Source organism: Gluconobacter sphaericus NBRC 12467, from assembly GCF_006539125.1.
Lineage (GTDB): Bacteria > Pseudomonadota > Alphaproteobacteria > Acetobacterales > Acetobacteraceae > Gluconobacter > Gluconobacter sphaericus.
In genome coordinates this window covers 17,198-42,542 of record NZ_BJMK01000002.1, presented here as the reverse complement: position 1 = coordinate 42,542, position 25,345 = coordinate 17,198, and the positions used below count along the sequence as shown (strand labels likewise).

Here is a 25,345-nt window from a genome sequence, read left to right as displayed (position 1 = left end):
AAATAAAGTCTTGCATTGGTGTGCAGAGAGGCTCATTCTGCCCCCACATTATCGAGAACCCCCCTCCCGGTTCCCCGCAGACGATTTCCCGGCCCGCTCTCTCCGTGGCCCCGCATCGCCCGCCGATCGGCGAGGATCATGCCAAGGAATCCAGCGATGTCTCTTGCCCTGGTCTCATCGGAATCGTCCGACCCCACCCAGAAGACGACCGTGGCCCCTTCCGCCGAAACTCCGACGGAGCGCCCAAACCCGACCGTCCTGGCCGAAAAGAACCGTCAGGAAGAACAGGTCCTGAAAAAGCGGTTCATCGGCATGGTCCTCGGGCTGGTGTTCGCGCATGTCTATGTCGCGTTAGCACTCGCCTATTCCTACATGGACGACCACAACCACCTGCATACCTGCTGGCTTCCTCTGCTTGGGGCGTTCATCTGTGGGATGATCTTCGTCTTCCACGTCTCGATCTCGTAATCAGGAGAGGCACATGACCCGTACAATCCGCCACGCATGGCTCCAGCCTTTCCTGTCCACGACATTATGGACCCTCGTCCTGATCGACATCGCTGTCATGACCTATCTGGAAAATCAGGATTTCTTCAAGGATTATGCCGGATGGGCCTGGCCCTCCGTCCTGATCACCGGGATCATCGGCTATTTTATCGGCCCCGCGATTGATCGCCTTTTTTCTAGAAAATCTTCCAGCGCCAACAAGCCATAAAGCGCCCAACACCAGAGCAGCTGTTCAGACAGCCGCATCTCCGGTGGCAAGCACGCCATCAGGAATTCGGAAAAGTCGCCATACAGACCCTCGACGTCTGCCGACCCAACTCCTTGTAGAGCCACAGCCAATAAAAAAGGGAGACAGAAATATCTGCCTCCCTCTTTCGATCCCTCAATTCCTCGGACCTTATCGCAAGATGCCTGTATGGCCGACGCTATAACGTCCCGGCTGCGGCCATACCGTCAGGCCATGCGGCTCCGCACCGACCGGGATCTTGCGCATCGCCCCCGTATCAGTGTCGATCGCATAGACCACGTCATCAAACCGTCCTGACAACCACAGCAGTTTGCCGTCCGCACTGACATTGCCCATGTCCGGGCTACCGCCACCTGGGATCATCCAGGTTTTGACGACCTTGTCCGTCGCAAAATCGACAATCGACACCCCGCCCGGCCCGTGCTTCGGACCATGAATGCGATGTGATCCACGATTTGCGACATACATCACCTTGCCATCGCGGCTCGGATACAGGCCATGCGTACCGATACCCGTCGGGATGAAGCCGGTTTCCTTGAAAGAGTCGCCGTCCACAACGAACACGCCGTCCGCCATCATGTCCGCGACATAGAACTTGTGACCATCCGGCGCCGTCAGAATGTCCTGCGGCATCCCGCCCTTGGACAGCTTCAGCATCCCGATCATCTTCAGGTTCACCGTATCGACCTTGGCGACATAACCGCCGAACTCGCAGGTGAAGATCGCGTACTTGCCGTCAATGGAGAAATCGGCGTGATTGACACCCTTGCATTCCGGCGTTTCGACCGAGCCCTTCAGCTCCATCGTATGCGGATCGCGGAAGTCCAGACGCTTGTGAGCCTCGGCCACCGTGATCGCGTATTTCCCGTCCGGCGTGAAATACATGTTGTACGGATCATCAACGGCAATGGACGGGCCCGGCTTGGCCGTCGCCGGATTGATCGGCGTGAGCGACCCGTCCGGACGGCCTTCGCTGTTATTCGTCACCCACAGCGTCCGCAAATCCCAGGACGGCACAACATGCTGCGGCGAATGTCCGACCGGGAACGTGTCCACGACCTGAAAAGACGCCGGATCAATGACGGAAACGCTGTCCCCGCGCAGGTTCGGCACATAAACACGGGCCGGATCATGGGCGATCGCAGGCGATATATGGGACGGTGTCGTCTCACTATAGATATTCTTCGGATCAATGACCGGCGGCATGCCCGGGATTGTCTGGATACCGGACGCAGCAACCGGCGCTGATGCCGCAACAGGCGCGGAGGCATCGGCAGGGACCGGCACCATCGGCGCGCTCGGAGAGTATTCCTGCGCATGGGCTACGGCAGTTCCCAGGGTGGCTCCCAGCAGCGTTGTCGCCACCAGAAGCGGAGTCTTAAATGTCATGGATGGCTCCTTTGGAAAGACTGGATTGCCGCAACCGCGGTCCGGATCTGCATCTCCGTGCCGATCCGGCCGAGCCCAGCCGATGCACGCCGTGGATCGCCACCATAGACGCCCTCAGCCACACCCGGTTTCGGAGCTGCGCGCAATGCATCCTGACGCACAAGCGACGGATCAACCGCCAGCATCAGCGACGTATCGCTCAGCTCCGCATGAAGCCCCACTTCAGCCGCATGGCCCTGCGCGCGCAGGGCATCAGCATACTGGTGGGGAACGACTTCATAATAATCACGCACATAAAGCACGGCGGCCTGCCCCTTCCAGGCCCGGTTCAACTCCTGCGCCACCTGCCCCATGAAAGACTGGTATCCGCCATGATCGCCCAGCAGCACAATTCGCCGGAAACCCTGAACGCGAAAACTCTCAGCAGCGCCTTTGAGCAGCCCCTCGAATATGGCCGGTGGCACGGAAATCGTGCCAGGAAACTTCATGTGAGACGTGCGCGGACTCGTCGAGCCCTCCGGCACATAGGCCACAACAGGCGCCACCAGCGTGTGCCCGGCCTGAACCGCAATCGCATCCGCCAGCACCTGCGCCCGCACATTATGCTTGCCGACCGCCATGTAAGGGCCGCTCTGCTCGGTCCCGCCCACGGGGATAATGACTGTATCCGTCCCCGCCCTCACATCCTGCGCCACCTCAGTCCAGCTCCGGCAGGCGAATTCGGCCTGAAGCGCCAGACCGCTGCAATGCGGCGGCACTTCCAGCACGTCCTGCGCCTGGGCCGCCGGGACAGACAACCCCATCCCTACGCATAACAACGCAACACGACAGGGCAGGCGACGGAGAAACAGCATCAGGGCCGGGAGATCTCTTGTAATGGTTGTCTTTCCCTACTCCATCTGTCCCCCCTTTTGCCAGAGGCGCCTTTTCCGGATCTTGCGTCTTTCCGCAACCAGATCATGCAGTATAAGACACTATGGCTTTCCCAATTTCCTACGATCCCGATCCCGTCGACAGCGCCGCACACCTCATTCAAGTCGCGCTTACGCCCGTCTTCATGCTGTCCGGGATCGGCACGCTCATCAACGTCTTCAACACACGCCTCACCCGCGTCGCCGACCACCTGGAAGACGTTCGCAAAAAGCTCAGCACACCCGCTACAGATGATACACCGGCAGATCCGCTCAACACTCCTGAGCGCCTCCGCAATCAGCAGACCCGCCTGCACCGCCGCGTCTTTGTGCTGGATGTCGCGATTCTCCTAAACGCCATTGGCGGCGCCTCGACCTGCGGCGCAGCCATGGCGCTGTTTGTCGGCTCGATCCGGGACGCCTCGACGTCAGCATGGCTGCTCGCACTTTTTGGCATAGCTCTGGCATGCACCGTCGGATCGCTAATGTTCTTTCTCGCCGACACCCTGCTGAGCTGGCACGGGCTGCGTCGCGACGCCGATCTGAGCCTCGACGCGGAATAGCCTTCGCGCAATTTTATTTCAAAAACAACCCAGAACAGTACTCTTTCCCGCAAGAAATCCTGATCTGTAAGCCTCTCCCGTTTTACTTTAACAAAAGCGAAATAATCGACCGACTGGAACAAAAACGGCGCTGCTGCAAAGATGGCAAAAGTTTAAAAGACATTTATGCACGGAATGCAGGGCTGACCCCGCATCTGTATTTGTTGCTTCAGCCCCCGATTCTGGAGTTTCTCCCGCTGCACGCCGCAAAACGGCAAACAGAACCACACGGAGATTTTCCAGATGACTTCCATGACCCTGATCCACCTGATCGGCCTTCCCACCAGCCTGCTCGCACAGTTCTCGATGGTTGCCTTCGTTCCGATGATCGGCGCGCTGATGATTGCTACGGTTGCTTCCGACCGCGTTTCCGAGAGCTGATTCCAGTTATCTCGGGACTGGCCCGGCCTTAGTGCCGGGCGTCCCGCTTTTCCTTCTCCCGGCTGACACAGACTGCGCTCAGTGTCGGACAGAGAGATAGGATTCCGGATCCAGCCGGCGGCGCCACAGATCGCACAGCCAGCAACAGCTGATCCCGACCAGCATGCCGATCGATGTCGACCCAACCCAGTGCGTCGGCAGACACGACATCATGACTCCCGCCAGACCGGCGATTGTCCAGTTCATCGTTCCCATCAACGCCGAAGCCGCGCCCGCCTGATGCCCGTGATGCGTCAGGGCCAAAATGCCCGCGTTCGGCCCGATGAAGCCCAGTGAAAATGTCGTGCACCAGATCAGCGCGCACAGGATCCATGGATCTTTTGGCCCTGCCAGCCCACTCATACACACCACCACGGCCAGAACGCAGAACACCAGCACCGACAGCATCCCGATTTCCATCACCCGCGTGAACAGGAACCGGTTGGCCAGCCGCGCATTGATCTGCGATCCCAGAATGAAGCCGACCCCGTTCAGCCCAAAGAAAATGGCAAACAGATGCGGCGAGAAATGCAGAATGTTCTCGAACAGCGCCGGGGCGTTGGACAGGTAAGCAAACATCGTGAACGTCCCAAAGCTCACGACCATCACCGCAGAGCAAAACAGCGGCTCCCGCGACAGGTCCCGGTAACGCGCCACCATGCCGCTGACCGGCAGAGCAAAACGCCGCTCCCTCGGTAGCGTTTCCGGCAGCAGGAACAGCGTGCAGAGGAACATCACGACACCAAAGACAACATTCGCCCAGAAAATCAGCCGCCAGCTCCCCAGATCCAGCAGGAAACTGCCGATCGAGGGCGCCAGTAGCGGCCCCAGCCCGAAAATCAGCATAAGCTGCGACATGAGCTTCACACCCGCCGCTCCGGTTGCCACATCACGCACCATCGCCCGCGGCGCCACCGAACTGATCGCCCCTCCCAAAGCCGCCACGAAACGCAGCACACAGAACATATGGAAACTGGTCGTCAGGGCCAGCCCGACCGAAGCGAGGGCATACACTACCAACCCGTACAGAAGCGGTAGCTTGCGCCCATAGCGGTCACAGAGTGGCCCCAGGGTGAACTGTCCGATCGCCAGCCCCGCCAGCCACGCAGTCAGTGTCAGCTGCGCCGATCCTGCCCCGTGCCCCAGATCGTGCTCCAGTTCCGGAAAGGCTGGAAGATACATGTCTGTCGAAACGGGCCCAAGAATAAAGATCAGACCGATCAGCACACGGGTGAGGGCATTCATCCCCGAGGGAGAGGTCTCTTTGGACAGCGACGTAACGGACACGCAGGCACCATGACTGGACAGAGCAGAAAACCGAAAACGGGCTCCCCCTGCTGGAGAAGCCCGTTTCCATACTCAACGCCTTTTTGTCCGGACTGACCAGCCCCGAATTCAGGCGCCACGCCTCATTCCGGACATGAGCGCAGACCTTACTTCGGCCAGTTAGCCAGAATGTCCGTCTTCACTGTCTGCGGCAGACCGACATAGTCGAGGCGGGCATTATCCGCGTCACCGTGCTGGAACCCCCAAGCGAAGAAATCACGAACAGCCTTGCCGGCCTCTTTCTGGGCCGCATCAACCGGCACCAGAACGAACGTTGCCGTCACGATCGGCCAGGAGGACGCACCATCCGTGTCCAGCAGGTTCACGGCATAGTGATCCGCGTGAACCCAATCAGCGGCTTTGGCGGCTTCGGTGAAGCTGGCCAGCGTCGGAGCAACGAAAGCACCGCTGTGATTCTTCATCTTGGCGATGTTCAGGTGGTTCTGCGCGGCATAGGCATACTCAACGTAGCCGATGCCACCCTCGGTCTGACGCACCATGGCGGCAATGCCGTCATTACCACGCGCACCCGCACCACCCGGCCATGCGATGGACGTGCCGGCCCCGAGCTTCTGCTTCCAGGTCGGGGAAACCTGCGACAAATAGGACGTGAAGACGTAGCTCGTGCCCGAACCATCAGCACGGTGGATCGGCGCGACATCCGTGTCCGGCAGCTTCAGCCCCGGGTTCAGGGCCTTGATACGGTCGTCATCCCAGGTCGTGATTTCGCCGTCATACAGCGCAGCCAGCGTCGGGCCATCAAGACGGAGCTGACCCGGGGCCAGACCCGGCACGTTCGCCACAACCACAATGCCGCTCATGACGGTCGGGAACTGGTACAGCTTTTCCTTGGACAGACGCTCACCGCTCATCGGCTTGTCGGACGCGCCGAAATCGACGGTACGGGCGATCACCTGATCCTGGCCAGCGCTGGAGCCCACACTCTGGTAATTCACGGAGATACCGGCCTGGCTCTTGGCCGCCGTGCCCCACGCACCATAGATCGGTGCGGCGAAGCTGGATCCTGCGCCCGTGATGTCCGCAGCCTGCGCCGACGACACGAACGGGGTCATGGCAACAGCGCCAAGGGCCGTGGCGACGAGAAGACCGAATAGCGGAGCTCTGCTCTTGATCATGGGAATCCCTTAGTGGGGCGTGAAAACTGCCCCTTAGTAACGCCGGCGCGGATACAGAAACAGTGGGACCTCCATGATAGTTTCATGACAACCTCCGCACGCCCCCAAGTGCCGAAATGTCACACCCCTCCCTTCGTAAGGTTCCTACGGCCGCCCCTTGCGCAACAAAACTGAAATGCGAAAAACGGAACTCCCTGTTTTCCGGGGCTTTTCGCCTTTTGTGTCATCAAACTGTCACACCCCTGTCATGAAACCTTCCCATTATTTCGAAAAGCGAATCAGATACCTGAACTGCGGAACACACGCCCTCCCCAGAAGGACGCACCGCAGCAATGGTTTTTTCTTTCCGCCGGACCACAGCTCTCCCCAGGGCCCTTTTGGCCACAACAACCCTGGTTTCACTTCTTCCGCTGTGTGGCCATGCCCGGGCCGCCGACCAGATGCAGATCATGGAACGGCAGATCCAGGCCATGCAGGCCCAGCTCACCAGCATGAAGAAAGAACATGCTGAAGAAGTGAAGCGCGCGCGCGCCGTTCTCGCCCATCAGCGGGAAGAAGCCGAAAACAATCCGTATGGCCAGCGCAGTAAAATGATTGGCCGTCCCCAGTCAGATTCCAAGATCCACACGGGCGGCATAACCATCGCCTCAATGCTGGCTCCGCCACAGACGGCCAGCACACCATACGGCCAAATCACCGGCACCCCACCGGCCCATTCCAGCCTGTATGGCCCCCTGCGCCGCGGTCAAATCCAGGTTGGCGGTGTACGCATCACTCTGGGTGGCTTCGCTGAGGCCGCAACGATGTTCCGTTCTCGCAACACAGCCTCCGATATCTCCACAGGCTTCAATGCGATCCCATGGGGCAACAACGCAGCCTATCACATGAACGAATTCCATCAGAGCGAGCGTCAGAGCCGTCTGGCAGCTTTGGTAGAAGGTAAAATCACCTCCAAGCTCGAAGCCGATGCCTACGTCGAAACCGACTTCCAGGGCGCCGGCTCTGCTTCCAATTCACGTCAGTCGAACTCGTACGTCCTGCGCGCCCGCCTGTTTTATGGCGAGCTGAAGGATCAGGCTGACGATCTGCAGATTTTGGGCGGCCAGAACTGGTCCCTCATCACCATGTTTAACAAAGGCATGTCCGCGCGCGACGAGCAGATCCCACTTTCAATTGAAGCCCAGTACGTTCCTGGCTTTAACTGGACACGAAACAGTCAGGTCCGCATCGTCAAAGGATTTGATAACAGCCGCTACCATATCGGTCTTTCCATCGAAAACCCTTCCGCAGTTCCCACAGGAACGCCTTATGAGCCGACCGGAACAACCGTGACTTACAAAGAGTCCGGCGCCAATGTGAATAATCCAGACACCTACTACGCAACCGATGTTGCCCCAGATATCGTCACCAAATTTGCTGCCGATCCTGGCTGGGGTCACTACGAAGTCACCGGCGTCATGCGCTTCCTTCATGACCGCACCAGCGTTCTCGGCGGTGGACAAAGCCATACTTCAGTTGCCGGCGGTGGCGGTGGCGCACTGTTGCTCCCACTCATCAAAGACAAACTCTACTTCCAGGCATCAGGGCTGGTTGGGATCGGGATCGGCCGATACGGCACCAGCAACATCCCTGATTACAGCTTTAACCAGAACGGGTCGCCTCACCCGCTGCCAGAAGCAAATGTTCTGCTCGGTCTCTACGGAAACCCAGTCAAAGCTCTTACACTCTATGGTTATGTAGGTGCCGAAACCGTCAGATCGCGCGCAGCCTATAACGTAAATGGCAAGGCATATGGCTACGGCAATCCACTGTACAACATGTCGGGCTGCAATACAGAACTCTCCTCACTCTGCGCTGCCAGTGGAAACGTTCGTACCGTCGCACAGGCCACAACCGGCTTCTGGTATAATGCCTTCAAAGGAAATTACGGCACTGTCCGTGTAGGCGCCCAATACTCATACACTTATGTCGAAGCCTTCTCTGGCGTTGGTGGAACACCACATACCGACGACAACATGGTCTTCCTCTCATTCCGTTATATGCCTTTCAACTAAACACACACCGAGGGTCATCCTACTTCGCATAGGGTGATCCTCTTCTGTGCTAGAGAGATATAAAGTGACATAATTTTCTATTTAATATTTTGTGTATTTGCTGAAAAATCAGGCCAATTCCCAGTATATTTCTAATATTTTTTTGATCACCGCAGCCTATTCTAAGATGCTTCGTTTTCATGAAATTTGCCGGTATTATCCAGCCTCACTGAAAACGTCCTGAAAGACAGTCTCTTGCTGCGCTGGTTTCTGGTTTCCATCCTGTCCCTTACCGTTCTTCTTCTAGCCCTGTTCGGCGCAGGATGGATCTGGATCGATCACAAGGACCTTGCCGCTTTCGCTACCGCGAAGCTGGAAAAGAAACTGGACCGCCCCGTCCATATCGGCGCCCTGCACGTCCATCCGGGCACATGGCTGACCATCGACGCCAACGACATCTCCGTCGCCAACATCGCCAGTGGCACCCGCCCGCAAATGATGACGCTCGGCCATCTCAGCGCACAAGTGCGCCTGACCTCCCTGATCTGGGGACCACCCGAGACCCGCAATATCGTCATCTCGAAGTTCTCGGGTCTGTTCGAACGCACACCGGCACATCTGCCCAACTGGCGCTTCGGCCCCCATCAGAACGACCCGCGCCCCCCGCTCACGCCTGAACAACAGGCCAAAGCGGACGCACCGCCTGATCTAAGCAACGCCCCAGGCCTGCGCAACATCACGATTCTCGACAGTGATGTGACCTACCGTTCGGCCAATGGCGCGTCCTACAAGACCACACTCGGGAAGGTCGAACTCGCGTCAACCAGCGACACGAGCCCCCTCACCATGACGTTGAACGGCGCCTATAATGACACCCCGATCGCGATTTCTGCCGAAATGGAGCCGATCCGCGACCTCCGCAAAACACCACAGCGCCCCTACGGCACCAAGGCCCATGTCACATCCGGTGACATGACCTCGGACTTCACCGGCACCCTGACAGACCCGACAAATTTTGACGGCGTCGAAGGCCACACCACCGTCACCACACCCACATCCGACACGCTGTTCAGCGTCGCCGGAATCAAAGGCGATCATGCCCCGGTCAAACTGACCCTGTCCGGCGATTTCAGCCATTCCGGCAATGACTGGCATTTCCGAAAGGCGAACGGCACCATCCAGACCAGCACGATGGAAAACGGCGACTTTGCGCTTGTCGAAGGCAGCCACGGCAAACCCGATGACGTAACAGCCAAAATCGGTTTTGGCCGCCTCGACATCAACGGCCTGATGCCAATCCTCGCGCCCTCAGGCTCAAAAGGCAGCAAGAAAAGTCCGTCCACGCTCCACGCGGACCTGATGCTCCTGACGCCGCCCGATCCCGACCCACTGGTCCATTTCGACCTCACGGCCCATCAACTGGTCTATAACAAGCTCGACTTCGCAAACCTGATGATCCAGGCGTCCCAGATCCCCAACCGCATCGACATTCCTGTCCTGCGCCTCGGGTATGTTGGTGCCTCACTCAGTGCCAACGGACATATCGAAGCCGACGGGAAATCCTCCCGCATCGCTGCTGAAATCGCCCTGACCCATGGCAACATCGACCGCCTGCGTCGCGTTGCAGGCCTTGCTCCCGTGCCGGTCAGTGGTAGCCTGAGCTTTCGCATTATCGCCAGCGCACACAACGTCCACACCCTTAACGAAGCCATGAGCCGCGCCGACCTCACCGCAGCCGTCAGCATGGAAAAGGGCGAAATCGCGCGTGAGATCGTCGAGGCCGCCTCGATGGATCTTCGCCTCCTTTTCCGACACGCCAAGGGCGTCACCCCCATCACCTGCCTGCTTGGCGTCCTACAGATGCATCAGGGGGTCGGTGTCGTCGTACCCCTGCGTCTGCGCACGGGCGCTGGTACCATCGCGGCCAAGGCGGACTTCGATCTCAACCGCAAATGGCTTGATCTCGTCTTTGCCAGCCGCCCCTTCTCGACCAGTTTCTTTGCCCTGGACGTTCCTGTCCGCGTCAGTGGTCGTTTTGATGCACCGGTCCTTTCCCTCGCAAAATGGTCGAAGGCCGGCCGGAACATGCTCGCGGATTCAAACGAGGTTACGAACCTTCCTCCCGCTTTGCAGGGTTTCGCAGCCTCCAACGCCTGCGCACGCCCTACACGCTAGCCATTGAGGCCACAGAATTTGCACCCCACCCAGCCCCCGGCTATGCACGTCGCACCGTAAGAAGAGGGTCCAGATATGCGTATTGCAATGGTCGGTGGCGGATATGTCGGTCTTGTCTCAGGCGCCTGCTTCGCCGAGTTCGGAGCCGACGTCACCATCGTGGAGCGGGACCCAAAAAAGCTTGAGGCCCTCAATGCCGGTCGCATCCCCATCTATGAACCGGGGCTGGACACTCTCGTCAGCAGCAATGTCGACGCCGGTCGCCTGACATTCGGGGACGATCTCGGCGCCGCCATGAGTGACGCTGATGCCGTCTTCATCGCCGTCGGCACCCCGACGCGACGCGGCGATGGTCATGCCGACCTGACCTATGTCTACGCCGCAGCCGAGGAGATTGCCCGTGCTGCCAGAACGGATCTTCTGGTCGTTACGAAATCTACCGTACCCGTCGGCACAGGCCGCGAAGTCGCCCGTATCCTGCGTCAGACAAGGCCGGACCTGATCTTCGACGTCGCCTCCAATCCGGAGTTCCTCCGCGAAGGTAACGCGATCGACGATTTCATGCGCCCGGACCGGGTCATCGTCGGCATCGACCGCTCAGGCCCGGATGGCGGGACCCGCGCGCAAAGCCTGATCGAACAGCTCTACCGCCCGCTCACAGCCATTCAGGCCCCGATCGTCCTGACGGATCTGGAAACTGCTGAACTGACCAAATACGCCGCCAATGCCTTCCTCGCAATGAAGGTCACCTTCATCAACGAAATGGCCGATCTATGCGAGAAAGTCGGCGGCAACATCCATGACGTCGCGCGCGGCATGGGCCTCGACCAGCGGATCGGCAGCCGTTTCCTCAGCCCCGGACCGGGCTATGGTGGTTCCTGCTTTCCCAAGGACACCCGCGCCCTGACCGCCATCGCCCAGGACGCCGGTGCCCCCACAAAACTCGTGGAAGCCACAGTCTCTATCAACGAAGCCCGCAAAACGGGGATGGCCGAACGTATCATTGCGCAGGCGGGCGGAAGCCTTGAAGGCAAGACCGTCGGCATCCTCGGCCTGACGTTCAAGCCCGACACGGATGATATGCGCGAAGCAGCGTCCCTGCCCATTCTGGCTTGCCTGCATGAAGCAGGTGCTACTCTTCAGGTCTTCGATCCCGAAGGGATGGACGCGGCCCGCGCGCTCCTGCCGGAAGGCGTACGCTACTGCGAGGACGCTCTGGCCGCCGCACAGGACGCCGACATCGTTGTCGTCCTGACGGAATGGAACATGTTCCGCGCTCTCGACCCGGCACGCCTGCGAAGTGCCATGCGCGGCAACGCCATCGCAGATCTGCGCAACATCTGGAGCCCCGACCTCATGCGCGAGGTCGGGTTCGATTACCGTTCGATCGGGCGCCCCTGAGAGCGTACCTTACCGGGCCTGGGCTTCGGACCGGGCCACCGCACGATCCACCGGCGCAAACGTCCCGTTGCGCAGCCGCCGCTCCAATTCCTCAAGGGACTGGCCTTTGGTCTCGGGCACGTAACGCAGCACGAACCAAAACGCGAAAGCATTGACTCCCGCAAACAGCCAGAACGTCCACCCCGCGCCCAGCATCTGCACGAGTGACAGCGTAGACAGGGAAATCAACAGATCCGCCCCCCAATGGCTTCCGGCTACAAGACTCATACCCTTGCCCCGACAGGACAGTGGATAGACTTCCGCCCCAACCAACCAGATGGCGACCGACAGACTACCCGTATTAAAAATGGTATAGGCCATGACGGCTGCAACCGTGATCCATGCCCCGATCCCGCCGGTCAGATGCATCGCAAACGTCGTCCCCAGAACCGCAAGCGCCACTACGGCCCCTGGCAACATCCGCAGAAGCAGCGTCCGCCGCCCCCAGGTATCGACGGCCCAACCCCCGAATACTGTCGCAAAAACCATGCCCACACCAACGGCCACAGAGGTCAGCAGGGCGGAATCCTGCCCGAAACCGGCATCGGCAAAAATCGTCGGCGCATAATACATGACGGCATTGATGCCCGTAAACTGACACAGGAGCGCAATACCCACAGAGGCCGTCAGCGCAGGCCGCACCCAGGGCTTCGCCAGTTCGGACCACGGCGCCTGCACATCGTGGTTTTCAATAATTTCCTCAAGCTCCCGGTCCGCCGCCTCATCGGACAGACGCACCCGCCGCAGAACTACCCTTGCTTCTTCGATCTGTCCGTTAAGAGCCAGCCATCGCGGGCTGTTGGGCAGGAACGCCATGCCCACGAACAGGATCAGCGCAGGCAGCATCCCGATCCCGAACATCAGCCGCCAACTCGAATCCCGCAGCAGATAGCCAGTCACGAAAGAACTCGTGATACCAAAAACCACCGCCAGCTGAAAACCAACAACAAGCCGTCCCCGACGTTCTGGCGGCGAGACTTCCGCGATATAGATCGGAACGATCTGCGACGCCGCGCCAATGGCCAGACCGAGGATCAGACGGGCAATAATCAGAACAGCCACACTTTGCGCCGAGGAAACAACCACTGTCCCCAGAAGGAACAGTGCCGCCGCGATCATAACCGTACGCCGGCGCCCGATCCGATCGGAGATACTCCCGGCCCCCAGGCATCCGATCAACGCTCCCAGGATGATGGCCGATGTCACGATTTCCGCCCCAAGCGTATCCAGATGAAACTGGTTGCGAAGCTGGAGCAGGGCAGAAGAGATGATGCCAGTATCATACCCGAACAACAGCCCGCCCGTTGCCGAAATGGTCGCAATGAAATTCGTCAGGGCATTTCCGCTCAACCGTCCGTGCGCGTTCCCGTTCTGCATCGTGAAACCTTCCACCGCGAAGCCGCAGACTATTATTCGTGAGACAATCTGCCTACGTTAACGCTCCACAACAGGAAAGTAACATCACAAAAGTTACAATTTTCGTTTTTATCGAGAAATTTCTCGTGTGCGATCCGGCACAGCCCTGAGACGGCAGACATGAAAAAACCCCCTTCCCATACAGAAAGGGGGTTCTGACGTTATTGCCGTCGGGAAATCCTGTCTTACGGCTGAACGATCCGCAGGATAAACGCCGTCAGGGTGTTGATGGCCTCCTGCTCCGGACGGTCCGCAGGCAGACGCAGTTCCGGCGATACCGGTGCCTCATAAGGCGCTGAAACGCCCGTAAACTCCGGGATTTTTCCCGAACGCGCCGCTGCATACAACCCTTTGGGGTCCCGCTTTTCGCAGGTCTCCAGCGGTGTATCGACGAAGACTTCATGGAAGTTCTCGCCCACGATCTGCCGTGCCTGCGCCCGGTCAGCTTCAAGCGGAGACACCAGCGCCACGATCACGACCTGTCCGCTCTCGGCCAGAATCTTCGCCACATGCGCCGCACGACGGATGTTTTCGCGACGGTCTTCCAGCGAGAATCCAAGATCGCTGCACAGCCCGGCCCGCAGCGTGTCCCCATCCAGAACGGTCGCGTTGATCGCCTGTTCCGAAAGCGCCAGTTCAGCCGCCCGCGCCACCGTACTCTTGCCAGACCCCGGCAGCCCCGTCAGCCAGAACACACCGCTCTTATGGCCTCGCGTCTGGACCTGACGGGCCGCAGACACACGGCTGGCTGTCGGATGAATGGCATGTGCGCCGTCCGCCAGTTCAGCCGGACCAATCAGCGGCGCGCCACCAACGATGCGCTGGTAACGATCCACCAGAACGCCACGCCCGTCGCCAAAGCCCGGCGCGAACGGATCGAACAGCACGGCATGGGACGCTGCCAGAGTGATTTCCGCAAACCCATCTGGCGGCACGCTGTCGCCTTCACGCAGGGTTAAATCTTCCAGATCGACCACGGCATCAATGGACGCCACCGTCACATCATGCTCGGCCGTCGCCAGACGCAGCGTAAAGCTCTCACCCACCCGCAGCGGCTCGCCGCGCAGCCAGAACAGGCGCGTGCGAATCCGGGCCGAACGCTCCGGCGCAGCAGCCTTGTCATCCGCCGGGAACAGCAGATCGCCCCGGTCTGGCACCAGATCCGGCTCCAGACGCAGCGCAATGGACTCGCCCGCACCTGCAACCGGAAGTTCCGGCGCATGCCAGCGGCAAACTTCCGCCACAGTCGCAACCTGCCCCTGCGCCCCGATGGCCAGACGGTCGCCCGCCCGCACCGTGCCGCGCTCGATCCGCCCCGCCACATAGCGCACACCGTCAAAGCGATAGACATCCTGCACCGGCATCCGGAACGGCAACGCAGCGCGCGATGCCGGCGGCGGCACATTGGCCAGAGCCTCCACCAGCGTCGGTCCCTTGTACCAAAGCGCCCGCTCGGAACGGCTGGCGATGTTATCGCCATCGCGTGCAGACGCAGGAACAACAGCCTCAACCTCGATTTCCAGACGGCCCAGAAGCTGGCGCACGTCGGACTCGACCTTGACGATCTTCGCCTCGTCAAAATCCAGCAGATCGGACTTGTTGAGCAGCACAATCACATGCCGGATGCCGATCAGACGCAGCAGCATCGCATGACGCCGCGTCTGCTCCTGCGCGCCTTCCTTGGCATCGACAACCAGCACAGCCGCTTCTGCATCGGCGGCCCCGGTAATCATGTTGCGCAGGAACTGGCGATGGCCCGGCGCATCGACGATCACGAATTCCCGCGATCCCAGACGGAACGGAATCCGCGTGGAATCAACCGTCACGCCCTGATCACGCTCGATCTGAAGGGAATCGAGCAGGAAGCTCCACTCCACCGCCAGACCACGCTTGCGGCTGCTCTCGACGATCTGCGCCAGCTTGCCGTCCTGAAGGCTGTCCGTGTCATACAGCAGACGCCCGATCAGCGAGGACTTACCGTGATCGACATGCCCGACGATGACGATGGGCGTTGCCGCAGCACGATGGGTCTCAGAATACTGTCCGGTCACGATATTGTCGCCCATTGTCACAGATACCCCGCCACACGCAGACGCTCGAACACATCTTCGGATTCATGATCCATCGCACGCCCCGCACGCTCGGACGTCCGGCTGGTTTCCAGTTCGGCAATCACTTCCGCCACCGTAGATGCATTGCTCTCTACGGGGAATGTAATGTCCTGATCGCCCAGCGAACGATACCGCTTGCCGTTCTTGGCAAAATACAGGTCCACCAGCGGAATGTTCTCGCGCTCGATGTAGCGCCAGATGTCAATCTCACGCCACGACAACAGCGGATGGACACGGATATGCATGCCGTCTTCATACGGCGTCGCATACTGGTCCCAGAACTCCGGCGGCTGATTGCGCACGTCCCAGCGATGCCCGGCACCGCGCGGACTGAACACACGCTCCTTCGCCCGCGTCGCCTGTTCGTCACGACGGATACCCGCAATAACGCCCCGCAGCTTGTGCTTCTCGATCATCGCAGCCAAACCAGCCGTCTTGCGCGCAGCAGACCGGGCAGCAGGCGGAAGCGACGGATCAATTTCCTCAACCGGCGGGCAGTAGCCCAGAAGCAGGTCGAGATCCCATTTCTTCGTATATTCGTCGCGGAACGCATACATTTCCGGGAATTTTTTCTCGGTATCGACATGCATGACCGGGAACGGCACACGCCCCATGAACGCCTTGCGCGCCAGCCACACCATCACATTGCTGTCCTTGCCCAGCGACCACAGCAGGGACAGGGGCTTCAGCTTGCGATAGGCCTCGCGCAAGATGAAAATGCTCTGGGCCTCAAGCTGGTCCAGATCATCCATGATGCGTGGTTGCGCCAAGCTTGTGGTGGTGGACTGATCCCGCGACAGGATCGGTGTCTGCGTCATTATCCGCTCCGTAGTCATGCCGGCCTGTGAATGCCGCATTCCGTCTTGGCCAGACCGGCCCACCGGCCCGCCCGTCCATCTTCACCATCCTTGACCGCCCTTGTGCACGGAGCACAACCGATCGAGGTGTAACCTTTTGCAACCAGGGGATGCCGCGGCAGATCCCGGCGCCGCATCTGCGCCTCAATCTGCGCCGGCCCCCACCCCGCAAGCGGGTTGAGCTTCACACTGCCATCAGGCTGCGGATCAACCAGCGGCAGCGCGGCCCGCGTCGCGGACTGACTGCGCTTGCGCCCCGTGATCCAGACATCGAAATCCGGCAGCACCAGATCCAGCGGCTCAACCTTGCGCAACGCACAGCACGCATCCGGGTCGAAATCTGCGAGCTGATCCTGTGGATCGCGATCATGCAGTTCTTTGGGGGTAGGCGCGAGACTTCTCACGTCCGAAAGACCAAGCCTTCGGGAAAGCCTATCACGATAATCCAGCGTTTCCGGGAAATGCCGCTTCGTATCCAAAAAGAAGACCGGAACCGAAGGATCAATCTGCGCCACAAGATCCAGCAGAACAGCCGACTCCGCCCCGAAAGACGAAATGACGGCCACACGCCCCCGCAGCAGATCCAGAGTCTCCTTCAGGACCTGCTCTTCCGGGAGTTGGCGAAGGTGATCCAATTCCGTCTGCAAGAGAGGCATGTACTGCACCTAACCGTGTCCAGATCAGTCATGCCAGTTGCACGGCACGCCCGAGACATAGGCGCATCATTCATAAAAATAAACTATTTTGTTTGATATAACTTTTTTGTTTAGTTGTTACGTCGCGCTGAACGCACGTCTTTTCAGCGAAATCTCCGCCGTAGAGGCGCAGTATATCGCCAGGCCGCGAACTGCTTTAGTCGAGTCATTCCCGAAAGACCCCTCAGACGCTCCCTCCAGCTCGAACCGTCCAGAGGGGATTCATCACGTAAAACACGAGACACTTCTATCGGCTCCACTTCCCTCTGCCGGGCCGCCGCAGATCCTGGCAGCGGATCCGCCACCTCGCGCGCCATGCGCTCCCAACTTTCCACACGCAGGCGGACATCCGGCTCAACCCGAAAAAACACTCCGAATTCAAACCCCGGTGGCGCCGTATCCTCAAACCCCGCGCAGGCCAGATCCAGCACATTGTTCCGCACCAGCGGAATCATCAGTTCCGCAAGATGGCGCGGGGTGAACACCCAGCAATGCACATCCACATAATGTGACGGATTAGCCAGCGCAGGACGCACCCAGTCCAGCGCCTCCTCAAAGGAAAACTGCGCCGTCATGTCACCGGGCGCACTCAGCCCCTCGTAAAAATCCTGACATTGCACCTCGGAATCGCGCACCTTATTCAGCGCGAAATCGAGAATGTCACGTGCATCCGGCGTACGCCGCTTCTGAAGCCATGCAACCAGCAGATCTGCCAGCCGGGTCGGTGGCCGCAGCGCATCAAAAGAAAAACGGGCATCGGGCAGCATCAGGCGAATTTCGCCCTCCGCCGACAATACTTCGGAGGCCTCGGCCAGCCAGCCGATCAAATCCGGAACATGCTCGCCCACATGAGACGCCACGATCAGATCAAACGATCCATCCACACAGTCCTTCAGAGGACGATCAAGCCAGACGATATCTACCGGAGCCAGATTGTCAGGGGTCACAGCCGGGTCCCACGCGAACTGACGCAGCAGTCCTTCCGTATCGACCCGGTCCGCATAAAGAACCTGACACTCTTCCCGCGTCAGAACCGGCGTCGTCAGCGCCCCGATTTCCAGGCAGCGGGCCTGAGTGAAATCAATGCCGCGCCGCAGGGCCGTCTGACGTTTGCGGAAAATTTCTGGCACGGAACCTCGATATCTGGACAGAAACCTGACGCAACATCCCCGAAAATACGGGATGCGACTGTCTGGAAGGCTATAGGGAGACGGTTAAAAATCTGTCAATGCCGACACAGACACAGCCTCCTCAAGGAAAAATAGCTCCACGCACCACATAATAGCACAATTCGCCATTATAGCCTCTACGAGACACCGTTTCGAAAACCTGAAAATCCCTCTGAACGCAATCTGGCATGATTTATGCATCATGGAATTCCATGGACATGCTCTCACCCTTTTGCACCCAGCGCCTTGCGGGCTTCCTTGTCCGCCAGACCGTGCAGTCGCAGATGATGGCGGAACTGGTAGTAGGTCAGACCGAGCAGCTCGGCCGCGCGCCGCTGACTGAACTGCGCCTCGCGCAGGGCGGCTTCCAGAAGACTGCGTTCATGCGCCCGGACATCCGCCCCGAAATCCCGCGGAAATGTCAGCACCTCGCCTGTGCCCACACTTACCGCAGGAACAGCAGCCGGAGCGGCCATGCCCAGCCAGTCCGGCGTCACAAACGGATCCAGTACAATCTCGTCCAGCGCCTTTTCCGGACGGTCCATCCGATAAACACTACGCTCGACCACGTTACGCAGCTCGCGCACATTGCCCGGCCAGTCATACGCCTGCAAACGCGCCAGCGCCCGGTTCGTAAAGCCCGCAAAAACCTTTCGCCCCAGTTCTGCGCTCATGCGGGTGGCAAAGTGTCCGGCGAGCAGCGGGATATCCTCCGGACGAGCGCGCAGCGGTGGAATATTCACGACATCGAATGCCAGCCGATCCAGCAAATCCGCCCGAAAGCGCCCTTCCTGCGCCATGACTGGCAGATCGGCATTGGTCGCCCCAATCAGCCGCACGTCCACACGGATGGTTTCGCTGCCCCCCACACGCTCGAAACTGCCATACTCGATCACTCGCAGCAGCTTTTCCTGCACAGCCTGGGACGCGGTGCCGATCTCATCGAGAAACATCGTTCCCCCATCCGCCCGCTCGAAGCGGGAAAGGCGGCGCTTCTGCGCGCCTGTAAAAGCACCCGCCTCATGGCCGAACAGTTCACTATCCAAAAGCGCCTCAGGCAGGGCCGCACAGTTAAGCTTCACCAGCGGTCGGTCCCAGCGGTCCGACAACAGGGCCAGACGCGCGGCTACCAGTTCTTTGCCCGTCCCGCGCTCGCCGATCACGAGAACCGGGCGTTTCAGGGGCGCAAGTCTGGAGACCTGATCCAGCATCTCCAGAAATGCCGGAGCCCGCCCGATCGGGGTCGGCACCTCATCCATATCGGTGCTTCTCGCCATTTTCTGGTCTCTCACGCCCTGTTTCGATCTTCAGTTCATAACACTCTCAAAACAGCATCGCTGACAAGGGCAGGCATTCTGTCCTAAGTCTCTCTCACAGGAAGGAAAGCATCATGGGTATTTTCTCTCGCCTCGCTGATATCGTGAACTCTAATCTCAATGCGATTCTCGCCACCGCCGAAGACCCGCAGAAAATGATCCGCCTGGTCATTCAGGAAATGGAAGACACGCTGGTCGAAGTCCGCAGTCAGGCCGTCCGGACGATCGCCGAACGTAAGCAGCTTGAGCGTCGCGTCCGCACCATGATGCACGAAGAAGACGAGTGGCACCGCAAAGCCGGCCTCGCCATCGAGCGAGGTCGTGACGATCTGGCGAAAGCCGCCCTCGCTGCCCGTCACAGCGTCGAACAGTCCCGCGAGGCACTGGAGCAGCAGATCGCCCAGATTTCCGACGGGCTGGACCAGCAGAACGATGACATCTCCAAGCTGCAAGCCAAGCTTGCGGATGCCAAATCCCGCGAAAAGGCACTCTCCATCCGCGCACGGACCGCACAGGGCCGCCTGAAAACCCGCGAGAAGCTCTATGACACCCGCATCGACGACACGCTGAACCGATTCGATCAGGTGGAACGCGCTCTTGATGAACTGGAAGGCAAGGCCGAAGCGTATGATCTGGGCCGCCGCACGGGACACCCGACACTTCAGGAGGAACTCGCAGCACTTGAAACCGATGCTGTCGTGGAAAACGAGTTCGAAGCCCTCAAGCGCCGTGTTGCCGAAAAGAAAAATGCAGTCTGATCCCCGCACCAGACAGGAAAGGCCCACGGCATGAGTTCGGACAATCTGGCGCTTCTCATCCCCATCATCGCCATCATCGCGTGGTCGGTAACCAGCATGGTCAAGCACACGACGCGCCAGTCCGATCGCGCCAGCCAGCCCGATCCCACGCTTCAGGCCGCCCTGACACAGGCCGAAGCGCATGCTACGCGTCTGGAAGAAAGGATCGACCAGCTCGAACGTATCCTCGATGAGGATATCCCGGGCTGGAGAGCAAGGAACGCACGATGACACGCCGCCCCGTCTTCTTTTCCACCCCCCGCCCGGTGCTTCTGGTCCTGCTGGCGGGAGTGGCCCTGCTGGCGCCGGCGGCTCATGCCGCACGGATGACCCTGTCCGGAGAAGACCTGGACCTGTCCGTTCCCTGCACCGGACAGGTCAGGGTCGTGGTCGATCCCGCCATGAAGGACGGGGCGACCCTTGATTCAAGCAGCATGACCCAGGTCGCAATGCACACCGGCAAGGAAGAGGCGCAGAGCCGCATTTCCATTGCAACAAAAGCCTGCGCGCCGAACGGAAAGCTGACGATCAGCATTTCTCCCAACACCGGCCTGACCATCCATGACAGCCACGACACGCATTTCGTCATCACGGGAACGCTCGCTTCCCTGGATGCCAGCCTCGATTCCACGACCATGGACATTGAGGACACTCAGTCGCTGGACCTGAACATGCAGGGGGCCTCCAGCGTCCATATCAAGTCACTGGAACGCGCAGCGCAGATCGTGGCGTCGGGAACCTCGACCCTGACGGCCGACACCGTGCAACTCACGGCCCTTTCGGCGCAGCTAACTCAGAATGCGGCCATGACTCTTTCCGGCAGCAGCATTGACGCCCTGACTCTGGTGACGGCCGATCAGGCAAGCGCCACCATTCTGGGTCATGCAACTGTTGCGACCGTCGCGGCCAACGGGACGGGTGAGGTCAATATCGAAACGGTTTCCGGACCGATGGTACGCTCGGGCAAAGGCACCGTACGTGTCGGCGCACAGAACGGCGTAATCTATCGCCCGACATCACCGCCCCCTGCTCCACTACCTGTCCCCACGACACCTGCTCCCCTGCCGTCCACTCCGGTTCAGGCTCCTGCAACGAGAACGGAAGCGACCGCAACTGTCCCTGCACCAATCGTGCCGGCGCCTGCACCGATCCCCGCACCGACGGTGCCGTCCGCACCTGAAAGCCCGACCGTACCACAGGCCCCCATCGTCACGCCTTCCGCGAAAGCCGCGCAGTCAGACAACGCACCGGTTGTAACTTCCCCAGCCGCAAACACGCCCGTTACGGCGACGCCTACAACATCCGCCAGTGCATCCACGCCGATCACGGCACCGCAGACCGCATCGCCAACCGCCCCCCAGACGTCACCTGCGCCACAGGACAGCAAAACGCCTGCAAAGCCGATCATCACGCCCGCGCCTGAAAGCACGCCAGCTCCCACCACCCCGGCGCCTGCAACCCCGACACTGGTCACTCCAGCACCGGCAAACCCCGCAACGGTCACGCCCCCGGCTGCCGGAAACCACTCACAGGGAGAATAAGACATGCGCCAGCCTCTGCCTGCACGTCTTGCCCTGATTGCGCTTCTGGGATGCGGCATCGCAGCCCTTCCGGGCTCGGCTCGCGCAGAGCCGGCGATCATGGCACCGCAGCCCCCTACTCCCCCCGTGCCGCCTTCACTGCAAGCTCCGTTGACGGCTTCCGGAACACTTGTGATTCCCGCGACATGCCTGGACCGCATGTCCGTCGTGGGTGGAGAAGACACCCATATCGTTTCGGGAAGCGGCCGCCTGAATAAGCACGGCGACCGGTTGACCTTCACGACATCCGCACAGGACTGCTCAACACAGGACAATGCCGTCATCATGGTCCCGGCCCAGACCGGTATCGAAATCCTGTCTCCCCGGAATAACCTGACGACGTATCGCATCAGCGGCGTCAATGGTGAGGTGACGGCCGTCACAGGACGAGGCGATTTGGAAGTCGATCAGGCCGTTGGTCTGACCCTGAACATGGAAGGTTCGGGAACGGTCTCAATCCGACACGTCACGGGTCGGCTGACCGTACAGAACCTTGCCAGTGGTGACCTGCATATCGACAGCATCACCGCCACCAGTGCGAACCTGACAGCCATGTCCTCGGGCGACATCCGGATCGGCCAGGGCGATACGGATGTCCTGACAGTCCGGGATTATGGCTCGTCCGACATCGTACTGAACACCCGCACGCGCGATGCAGATGTGACGCTCATGGGCAGCGGTGACATCACGCTTCAGAAAGTGAGCGAGACGCTGAAGAAGCGCCCGCTCGGTTCCGGCACAATCTCCGTTACCGAAAGCACGGGCGCACGGATCACGACCTCAACAACACCCGATTCATCGGCGATCCTGTCCGATACGGCGCGAAAGGTCTTTAACAGCTTCCATATTCAGCTCGGGAATTCGGATGAGGATTCCGAATCCTCTGTCCATACCCGGCATCACTTCGGCGGCCACGGACTGATCGGGCTTCTGCTGAAAATTGCCCTGACCGTCTGGGCCGTGCGTCTCTTCCGGCGCTATCGCCGAACAGGCGTCCTGCCGTTCAGGAGCGCTCTGGACAAAGCTGCCGCAGGATATGCCGAAGGCATGCGAAGCTGGTCCCTGCACCGCACCGGCTGGCGGAACACTCCGGCTGCCACCGCCACGACCGTGGTGCGTGATACCGTGACGGGTTTCCGCCGCCAGAAACCGGAACAGGCCGAGGACTTCTCCCGCTCCGTGCCGCCGGGTCATCCGCTGGCACGGCTTCAGGACCGACTGGTCCGGATGGAACGCCGGCTCGGTCTGATGGAGCAATTCGTCACATCACCCGATTTCAGTCTGGAAAGACAATTCCGGGACCTTGAGCGGGCTGACGGACGCCGCGCCTGAACCACCCGGGGCAGAGGATGCGAACGACGGAAACTTTGACGTCAGGATGCTGGCAGGGTAGGGGCTGAAGGGTGAATGCCGTTCTTGACCCCATAGCGGCCCTTGGCCGTGCCGCTCTCGGCCTTATCAAGCAGGCAGGTGCTCTCGCCCTGTTCGCGCTGGAGGCTCTGTCACATCTGGTGCGACCGCCCTTTTATTGGCGGATTTTCTTCTCCAGCCTGATCGAGACGGGGTTCTTCTCCCTGCCCGTCGTAGCCCTCACCGCCCTGTTTTCGGGGGCAGTGATCGCGCTTCAGTCCTATGTGGGCTTCGGGCAGTATCACATTCAAAGCGCCATTGCCGGGATCGTCGTCCTGGCCGTGACCCGCGAGCTTGGCCCGGTTCTGGCCGGGCTGATGGTCGCCGGACGCGTGGGCGCGGCTATGTCTGCGCAGATCGGCACCATGCGCGTGACCGACCAGATCGACGCGCTCACCACGCTGTCCACCGATCCGATGAAATATCTCGTGACGCCGCGCCTTCTGGCTGGGACGCTCGCGCTTCCCTGTCTTGTGCTGGTGGCAGATATTCTGGGCGTGATGGGCGGTTTCACAGTCTCGGTGGCCAAGCTCGGCTTCTCGCCCTCGACTTACATCACGGCCACGCTGGACTCGCTGAAGACGATGGATGTCGTCGTGGGCCTCGTCAAAGCGGCAGTGTTCGGATTTCTGATCGCGCTTCTGGGTTGCTACAACGGCTATAACAGCCGGGGAGGCGCAGAGGGCGTAGGCTCGGCCACGACAGCCGCTGTTGTGGGCGCATCCATCCTGCTGCTGCTGTTCGATTATCTCCTGACGGACCTGTTCTTCTCACAATGAGCACTCCCCTAAGCACTCCTAAGATCCGCATCCGGGGCCTGCACAAGGCTTTCGGCTCCAAGATCGTGCTCGATGGCGTGGACCTCGATGTCGAGGCCGGCACGTCCATGGTCATCATTGGCGGGTCCGGCTCCGGCAAATCCGTCCTGCTGCGCTGCATCCTCGGCCTGATCGAACCTGACGCCGGTAGCATCGAGATCGATGGTGAAAACCTCCTGACGGCTTCGCGCTCCCGGCAGGACGCCCTGCGCCGGCAGATCGGGATGCTGTTCCAGAACGCTGCCCTGTTCGACAGCATGAGCGTCGGCGAGAACGTGGCTTTCGGCATCCGAGCCAAACATTCCGACCGCAGCGGCGCCCCCCCGTCCCGCGCGCAGGCGCTCCAGATGGCTGGTGACCTGCTCAAACAGGTCGGGCTGGACCCGTCCGTTGGCGATCTGAGCCCATCCGAACTTTCGGGGGGCATGCAGAAGCGTGTTGGTCTGGCCCGCGCCATTGCGGGCAATCCCAACATCATGTTCTTCGACGAGCCCACGACCGGGCTGGACCCGATTATGGGCGCCGTCATCGACGGGCTGATCGTGGACTGCGTACAGAAGCTCGGCTCCACCGCCATTGCCATCACCCATGACATGGCCTCGGCCCAGCGGATCGGGAACCGTGCGGCCATGCTCTATCGCGGACAGCTGATCTGGCAGGGGGACGCCTCCGAACTCATGAATTCCGGCAATGCCATGGTCGATCAATTCACCCATGGCCGACGCGAAGGCCCCATCACCATGGAGCTGCGCAAATGAGCCTCCTGCCCCGTTTCCCAAAAACCGATCCTATCGTCTGGAAGCGCATCGGGCTGAGCTATCTGATCGCCCTGCCACTGCTGTTCATCATGTTCCGTAACCCGCCAGCTCATCCGAACATGCTGATCCAGCTACTGGGCTTTCTGCTCATCATCATGGTGTCCCGCATTCTGGCACGCCTGATCCTGCGGACCGGCAAGTAGGCATCCGGGATCTACCCGGAGTCGGCAGG

24 protein-coding genes are annotated in these 25,345 nt (G+C 60.1%); 14 read left to right on the top strand and 10 right to left on the bottom strand.

Going from position 1 to position 25,345, the window contains the following annotated elements; all coding sequences use genetic code 11:
- Positions 1–156 precede the first annotated feature (156 nt).
- Positions 157–468, top strand: a complete 312-nt coding sequence (locus GSP01_RS02275) for a hypothetical protein (RefSeq protein WP_141350268.1) — start codon at positions 157–159, stop codon at positions 466–468.
- A gap of 13 nt (positions 469–481) precedes the next feature.
- Complete coding sequence (locus GSP01_RS02270; protein WP_141350266.1) at positions 482–715, top strand: hypothetical protein; 234 nt, start codon at positions 482–484, stop codon at positions 713–715.
- A 189-nt stretch (positions 716–904) separates the two neighbouring features.
- Here the strand turns inward: GSP01_RS02270 and GSP01_RS02265 are convergent, their stop codons facing one another.
- Together GSP01_RS02265 and GSP01_RS02260 are read right to left on the bottom strand one after the other, a co-directional pair.
- On the bottom strand, positions 905–2,143 hold the full coding sequence (locus GSP01_RS02265; protein ID WP_141350264.1) for a YncE family protein: 1,239 nt from the start codon (positions 2,141–2,143) through the stop codon (positions 905–907).
- Positions 2,140–2,946 carry a creatininase family protein gene (locus tag GSP01_RS02260; RefSeq protein WP_228123752.1) on the bottom strand — a complete coding sequence of 269 codons (807 nt, stop codon included), beginning with the start codon at positions 2,944–2,946 and terminating at the stop codon, positions 2,140–2,142. The genes GSP01_RS02265 and GSP01_RS02260 overlap by 4 nt, the downstream gene beginning before the upstream one ends.
- Positions 2,947–3,119: 173 nt before the next feature.
- On the opposite strand from GSP01_RS02260, the gene GSP01_RS02255 reads away from it, so the two are divergent.
- Together GSP01_RS02255 and GSP01_RS14675 are read left to right on the top strand one after the other, a co-directional pair.
- A complete protein-coding gene (locus GSP01_RS02255) occupies positions 3,120–3,617 on the top strand; it encodes a DUF2721 domain-containing protein (protein ID WP_141350260.1) in 498 nt (165 codons plus the stop codon).
- A gap of 282 nt (positions 3,618–3,899) precedes the next feature.
- The gene (locus tag GSP01_RS14675; protein WP_153429664.1) at positions 3,900–4,037 is read left to right on the top strand and encodes a hypothetical protein; all 138 of its coding nucleotides are present in this window, start codon (positions 3,900–3,902) and stop codon (positions 4,035–4,037) included.
- A 78-nt stretch (positions 4,038–4,115) separates the two neighbouring features.
- Here the strand turns inward: GSP01_RS14675 and GSP01_RS02250 are convergent, their stop codons facing one another.
- Together GSP01_RS02250 and pstS are read right to left on the bottom strand one after the other, a co-directional pair.
- On the bottom strand, positions 4,116–5,321 hold the full coding sequence (locus tag GSP01_RS02250; RefSeq protein WP_228123751.1) for a multidrug effflux MFS transporter: 1,206 nt from the start codon (positions 5,319–5,321) through the stop codon (positions 4,116–4,118).
- Between the two features lie 188 nt (positions 5,322–5,509).
- Positions 5,510–6,538 carry a phosphate ABC transporter substrate-binding protein PstS gene (gene pstS, locus GSP01_RS02245; protein WP_141350257.1) on the bottom strand — a complete coding sequence of 343 codons (1,029 nt, stop codon included), beginning with the start codon at positions 6,536–6,538 and terminating at the stop codon, positions 5,510–5,512.
- A 470-nt stretch (positions 6,539–7,008) separates the two neighbouring features.
- On the opposite strand from pstS, the gene GSP01_RS02240 reads away from it, so the two are divergent.
- The 3 genes from GSP01_RS02240 (at position 7,009) to GSP01_RS02230 (ending at position 12,147) form a co-directional block, all read left to right on the top strand.
- Complete coding sequence (locus tag GSP01_RS02240; protein WP_228123722.1) at positions 7,009–8,592, top strand: hypothetical protein; 1,584 nt, start codon at positions 7,009–7,011, stop codon at positions 8,590–8,592.
- A gap of 234 nt (positions 8,593–8,826) precedes the next feature.
- A complete protein-coding gene (locus GSP01_RS02235; RefSeq protein WP_141350253.1) occupies positions 8,827–10,746 on the top strand; it encodes an AsmA family protein in 1,920 nt (639 codons plus the stop codon).
- A 75-nt stretch (positions 10,747–10,821) separates the two neighbouring features.
- A complete protein-coding gene (locus tag GSP01_RS02230) occupies positions 10,822–12,147 on the top strand; it encodes a UDP-glucose dehydrogenase family protein (RefSeq protein ID WP_194257220.1) in 1,326 nt (441 codons plus the stop codon).
- 9 nt (positions 12,148–12,156) lie between these two features.
- Here GSP01_RS02230 and GSP01_RS02225 read toward each other — a convergent pair whose 3' ends face one another.
- The 6 genes from GSP01_RS02225 to pspF form a co-directional block, all read right to left on the bottom strand.
- A complete protein-coding gene (locus GSP01_RS02225; RefSeq protein WP_141350251.1) occupies positions 12,157–13,563 on the bottom strand; it encodes a sugar porter family MFS transporter in 1,407 nt (468 codons plus the stop codon).
- A gap of 224 nt (positions 13,564–13,787) precedes the next feature.
- Positions 13,788–15,668 carry an adenylyl-sulfate kinase gene (cysC, locus tag GSP01_RS02220; protein WP_141350249.1) on the bottom strand — a complete coding sequence of 627 codons (1,881 nt, stop codon included), beginning with the start codon at positions 15,666–15,668 and terminating at the stop codon, positions 13,788–13,790.
- 2 nt (positions 15,669–15,670) lie between these two features.
- The gene (cysD, locus tag GSP01_RS02215; protein ID WP_141350614.1) at positions 15,671–16,465 is read right to left on the bottom strand and encodes a sulfate adenylyltransferase subunit CysD; all 795 of its coding nucleotides are present in this window, start codon (positions 16,463–16,465) and stop codon (positions 15,671–15,673) included.
- A gap of 80 nt (positions 16,466–16,545) precedes the next feature.
- Positions 16,546–17,226, bottom strand: coding sequence for a phosphoadenylyl-sulfate reductase (locus tag GSP01_RS02210; protein ID WP_141350247.1), 681 nt, complete (start codon positions 17,224–17,226; stop codon positions 16,546–16,548).
- A gap of 143 nt (positions 17,227–17,369) precedes the next feature.
- Positions 17,370–18,395 (bottom strand): class I SAM-dependent methyltransferase, encoded by a 1,026-nt coding sequence (locus GSP01_RS02205; protein WP_167495457.1) that lies wholly within the window; start codon positions 18,393–18,395, stop codon positions 17,370–17,372.
- A gap of 263 nt (positions 18,396–18,658) precedes the next feature.
- The gene (gene pspF / locus GSP01_RS02200) at positions 18,659–19,711 is read right to left on the bottom strand and encodes a phage shock protein operon transcriptional activator (protein WP_141350242.1); all 1,053 of its coding nucleotides are present in this window, start codon (positions 19,709–19,711) and stop codon (positions 18,659–18,661) included.
- A gap of 113 nt (positions 19,712–19,824) precedes the next feature.
- Here pspF and pspA point away from each other — a divergent pair, with 113 nt between their 5' ends.
- The 7 genes from pspA (at position 19,825) to GSP01_RS02165 (ending at position 25,316) form a co-directional block, all read left to right on the top strand.
- Complete coding sequence (gene pspA, locus GSP01_RS02195; protein WP_141350240.1) at positions 19,825–20,508, top strand: phage shock protein PspA; 684 nt, start codon at positions 19,825–19,827, stop codon at positions 20,506–20,508.
- Positions 20,509–20,538: 30 nt separating this feature from the next.
- Positions 20,539–20,778, top strand: coding sequence for an envelope stress response membrane protein PspB (gene pspB / locus GSP01_RS02190; protein ID WP_141350238.1), 240 nt, complete (start codon positions 20,539–20,541; stop codon positions 20,776–20,778).
- The gene (locus GSP01_RS15370) at positions 20,775–22,088 is read left to right on the top strand and encodes a hypothetical protein (RefSeq protein WP_141350236.1); all 1,314 of its coding nucleotides are present in this window, start codon (positions 20,775–20,777) and stop codon (positions 22,086–22,088) included. The genes pspB and GSP01_RS15370 overlap by 4 nt, the downstream gene beginning before the upstream one ends.
- A 3-nt stretch (positions 22,089–22,091) precedes the next feature.
- Complete coding sequence (locus tag GSP01_RS02180) at positions 22,092–23,459, top strand: GIN domain-containing protein (protein WP_141350234.1); 1,368 nt, start codon at positions 22,092–22,094, stop codon at positions 23,457–23,459.
- Positions 23,460–23,530: 71 nt separating this feature from the next.
- Complete coding sequence (locus GSP01_RS02175; RefSeq protein WP_141350232.1) at positions 23,531–24,316, top strand: MlaE family ABC transporter permease; 786 nt, start codon at positions 23,531–23,533, stop codon at positions 24,314–24,316.
- The gene (locus GSP01_RS02170; protein WP_141350230.1) at positions 24,313–25,113 is read left to right on the top strand and encodes an ABC transporter ATP-binding protein; all 801 of its coding nucleotides are present in this window, start codon (positions 24,313–24,315) and stop codon (positions 25,111–25,113) included. The genes GSP01_RS02175 and GSP01_RS02170 overlap by 4 nt, the downstream gene beginning before the upstream one ends.
- A complete protein-coding gene (locus GSP01_RS02165; protein ID WP_141350228.1) occupies positions 25,110–25,316 on the top strand; it encodes a hypothetical protein in 207 nt (68 codons plus the stop codon). The genes GSP01_RS02170 and GSP01_RS02165 overlap by 4 nt, the downstream gene beginning before the upstream one ends.
- Positions 25,317–25,345 lie beyond the last annotated feature (29 nt).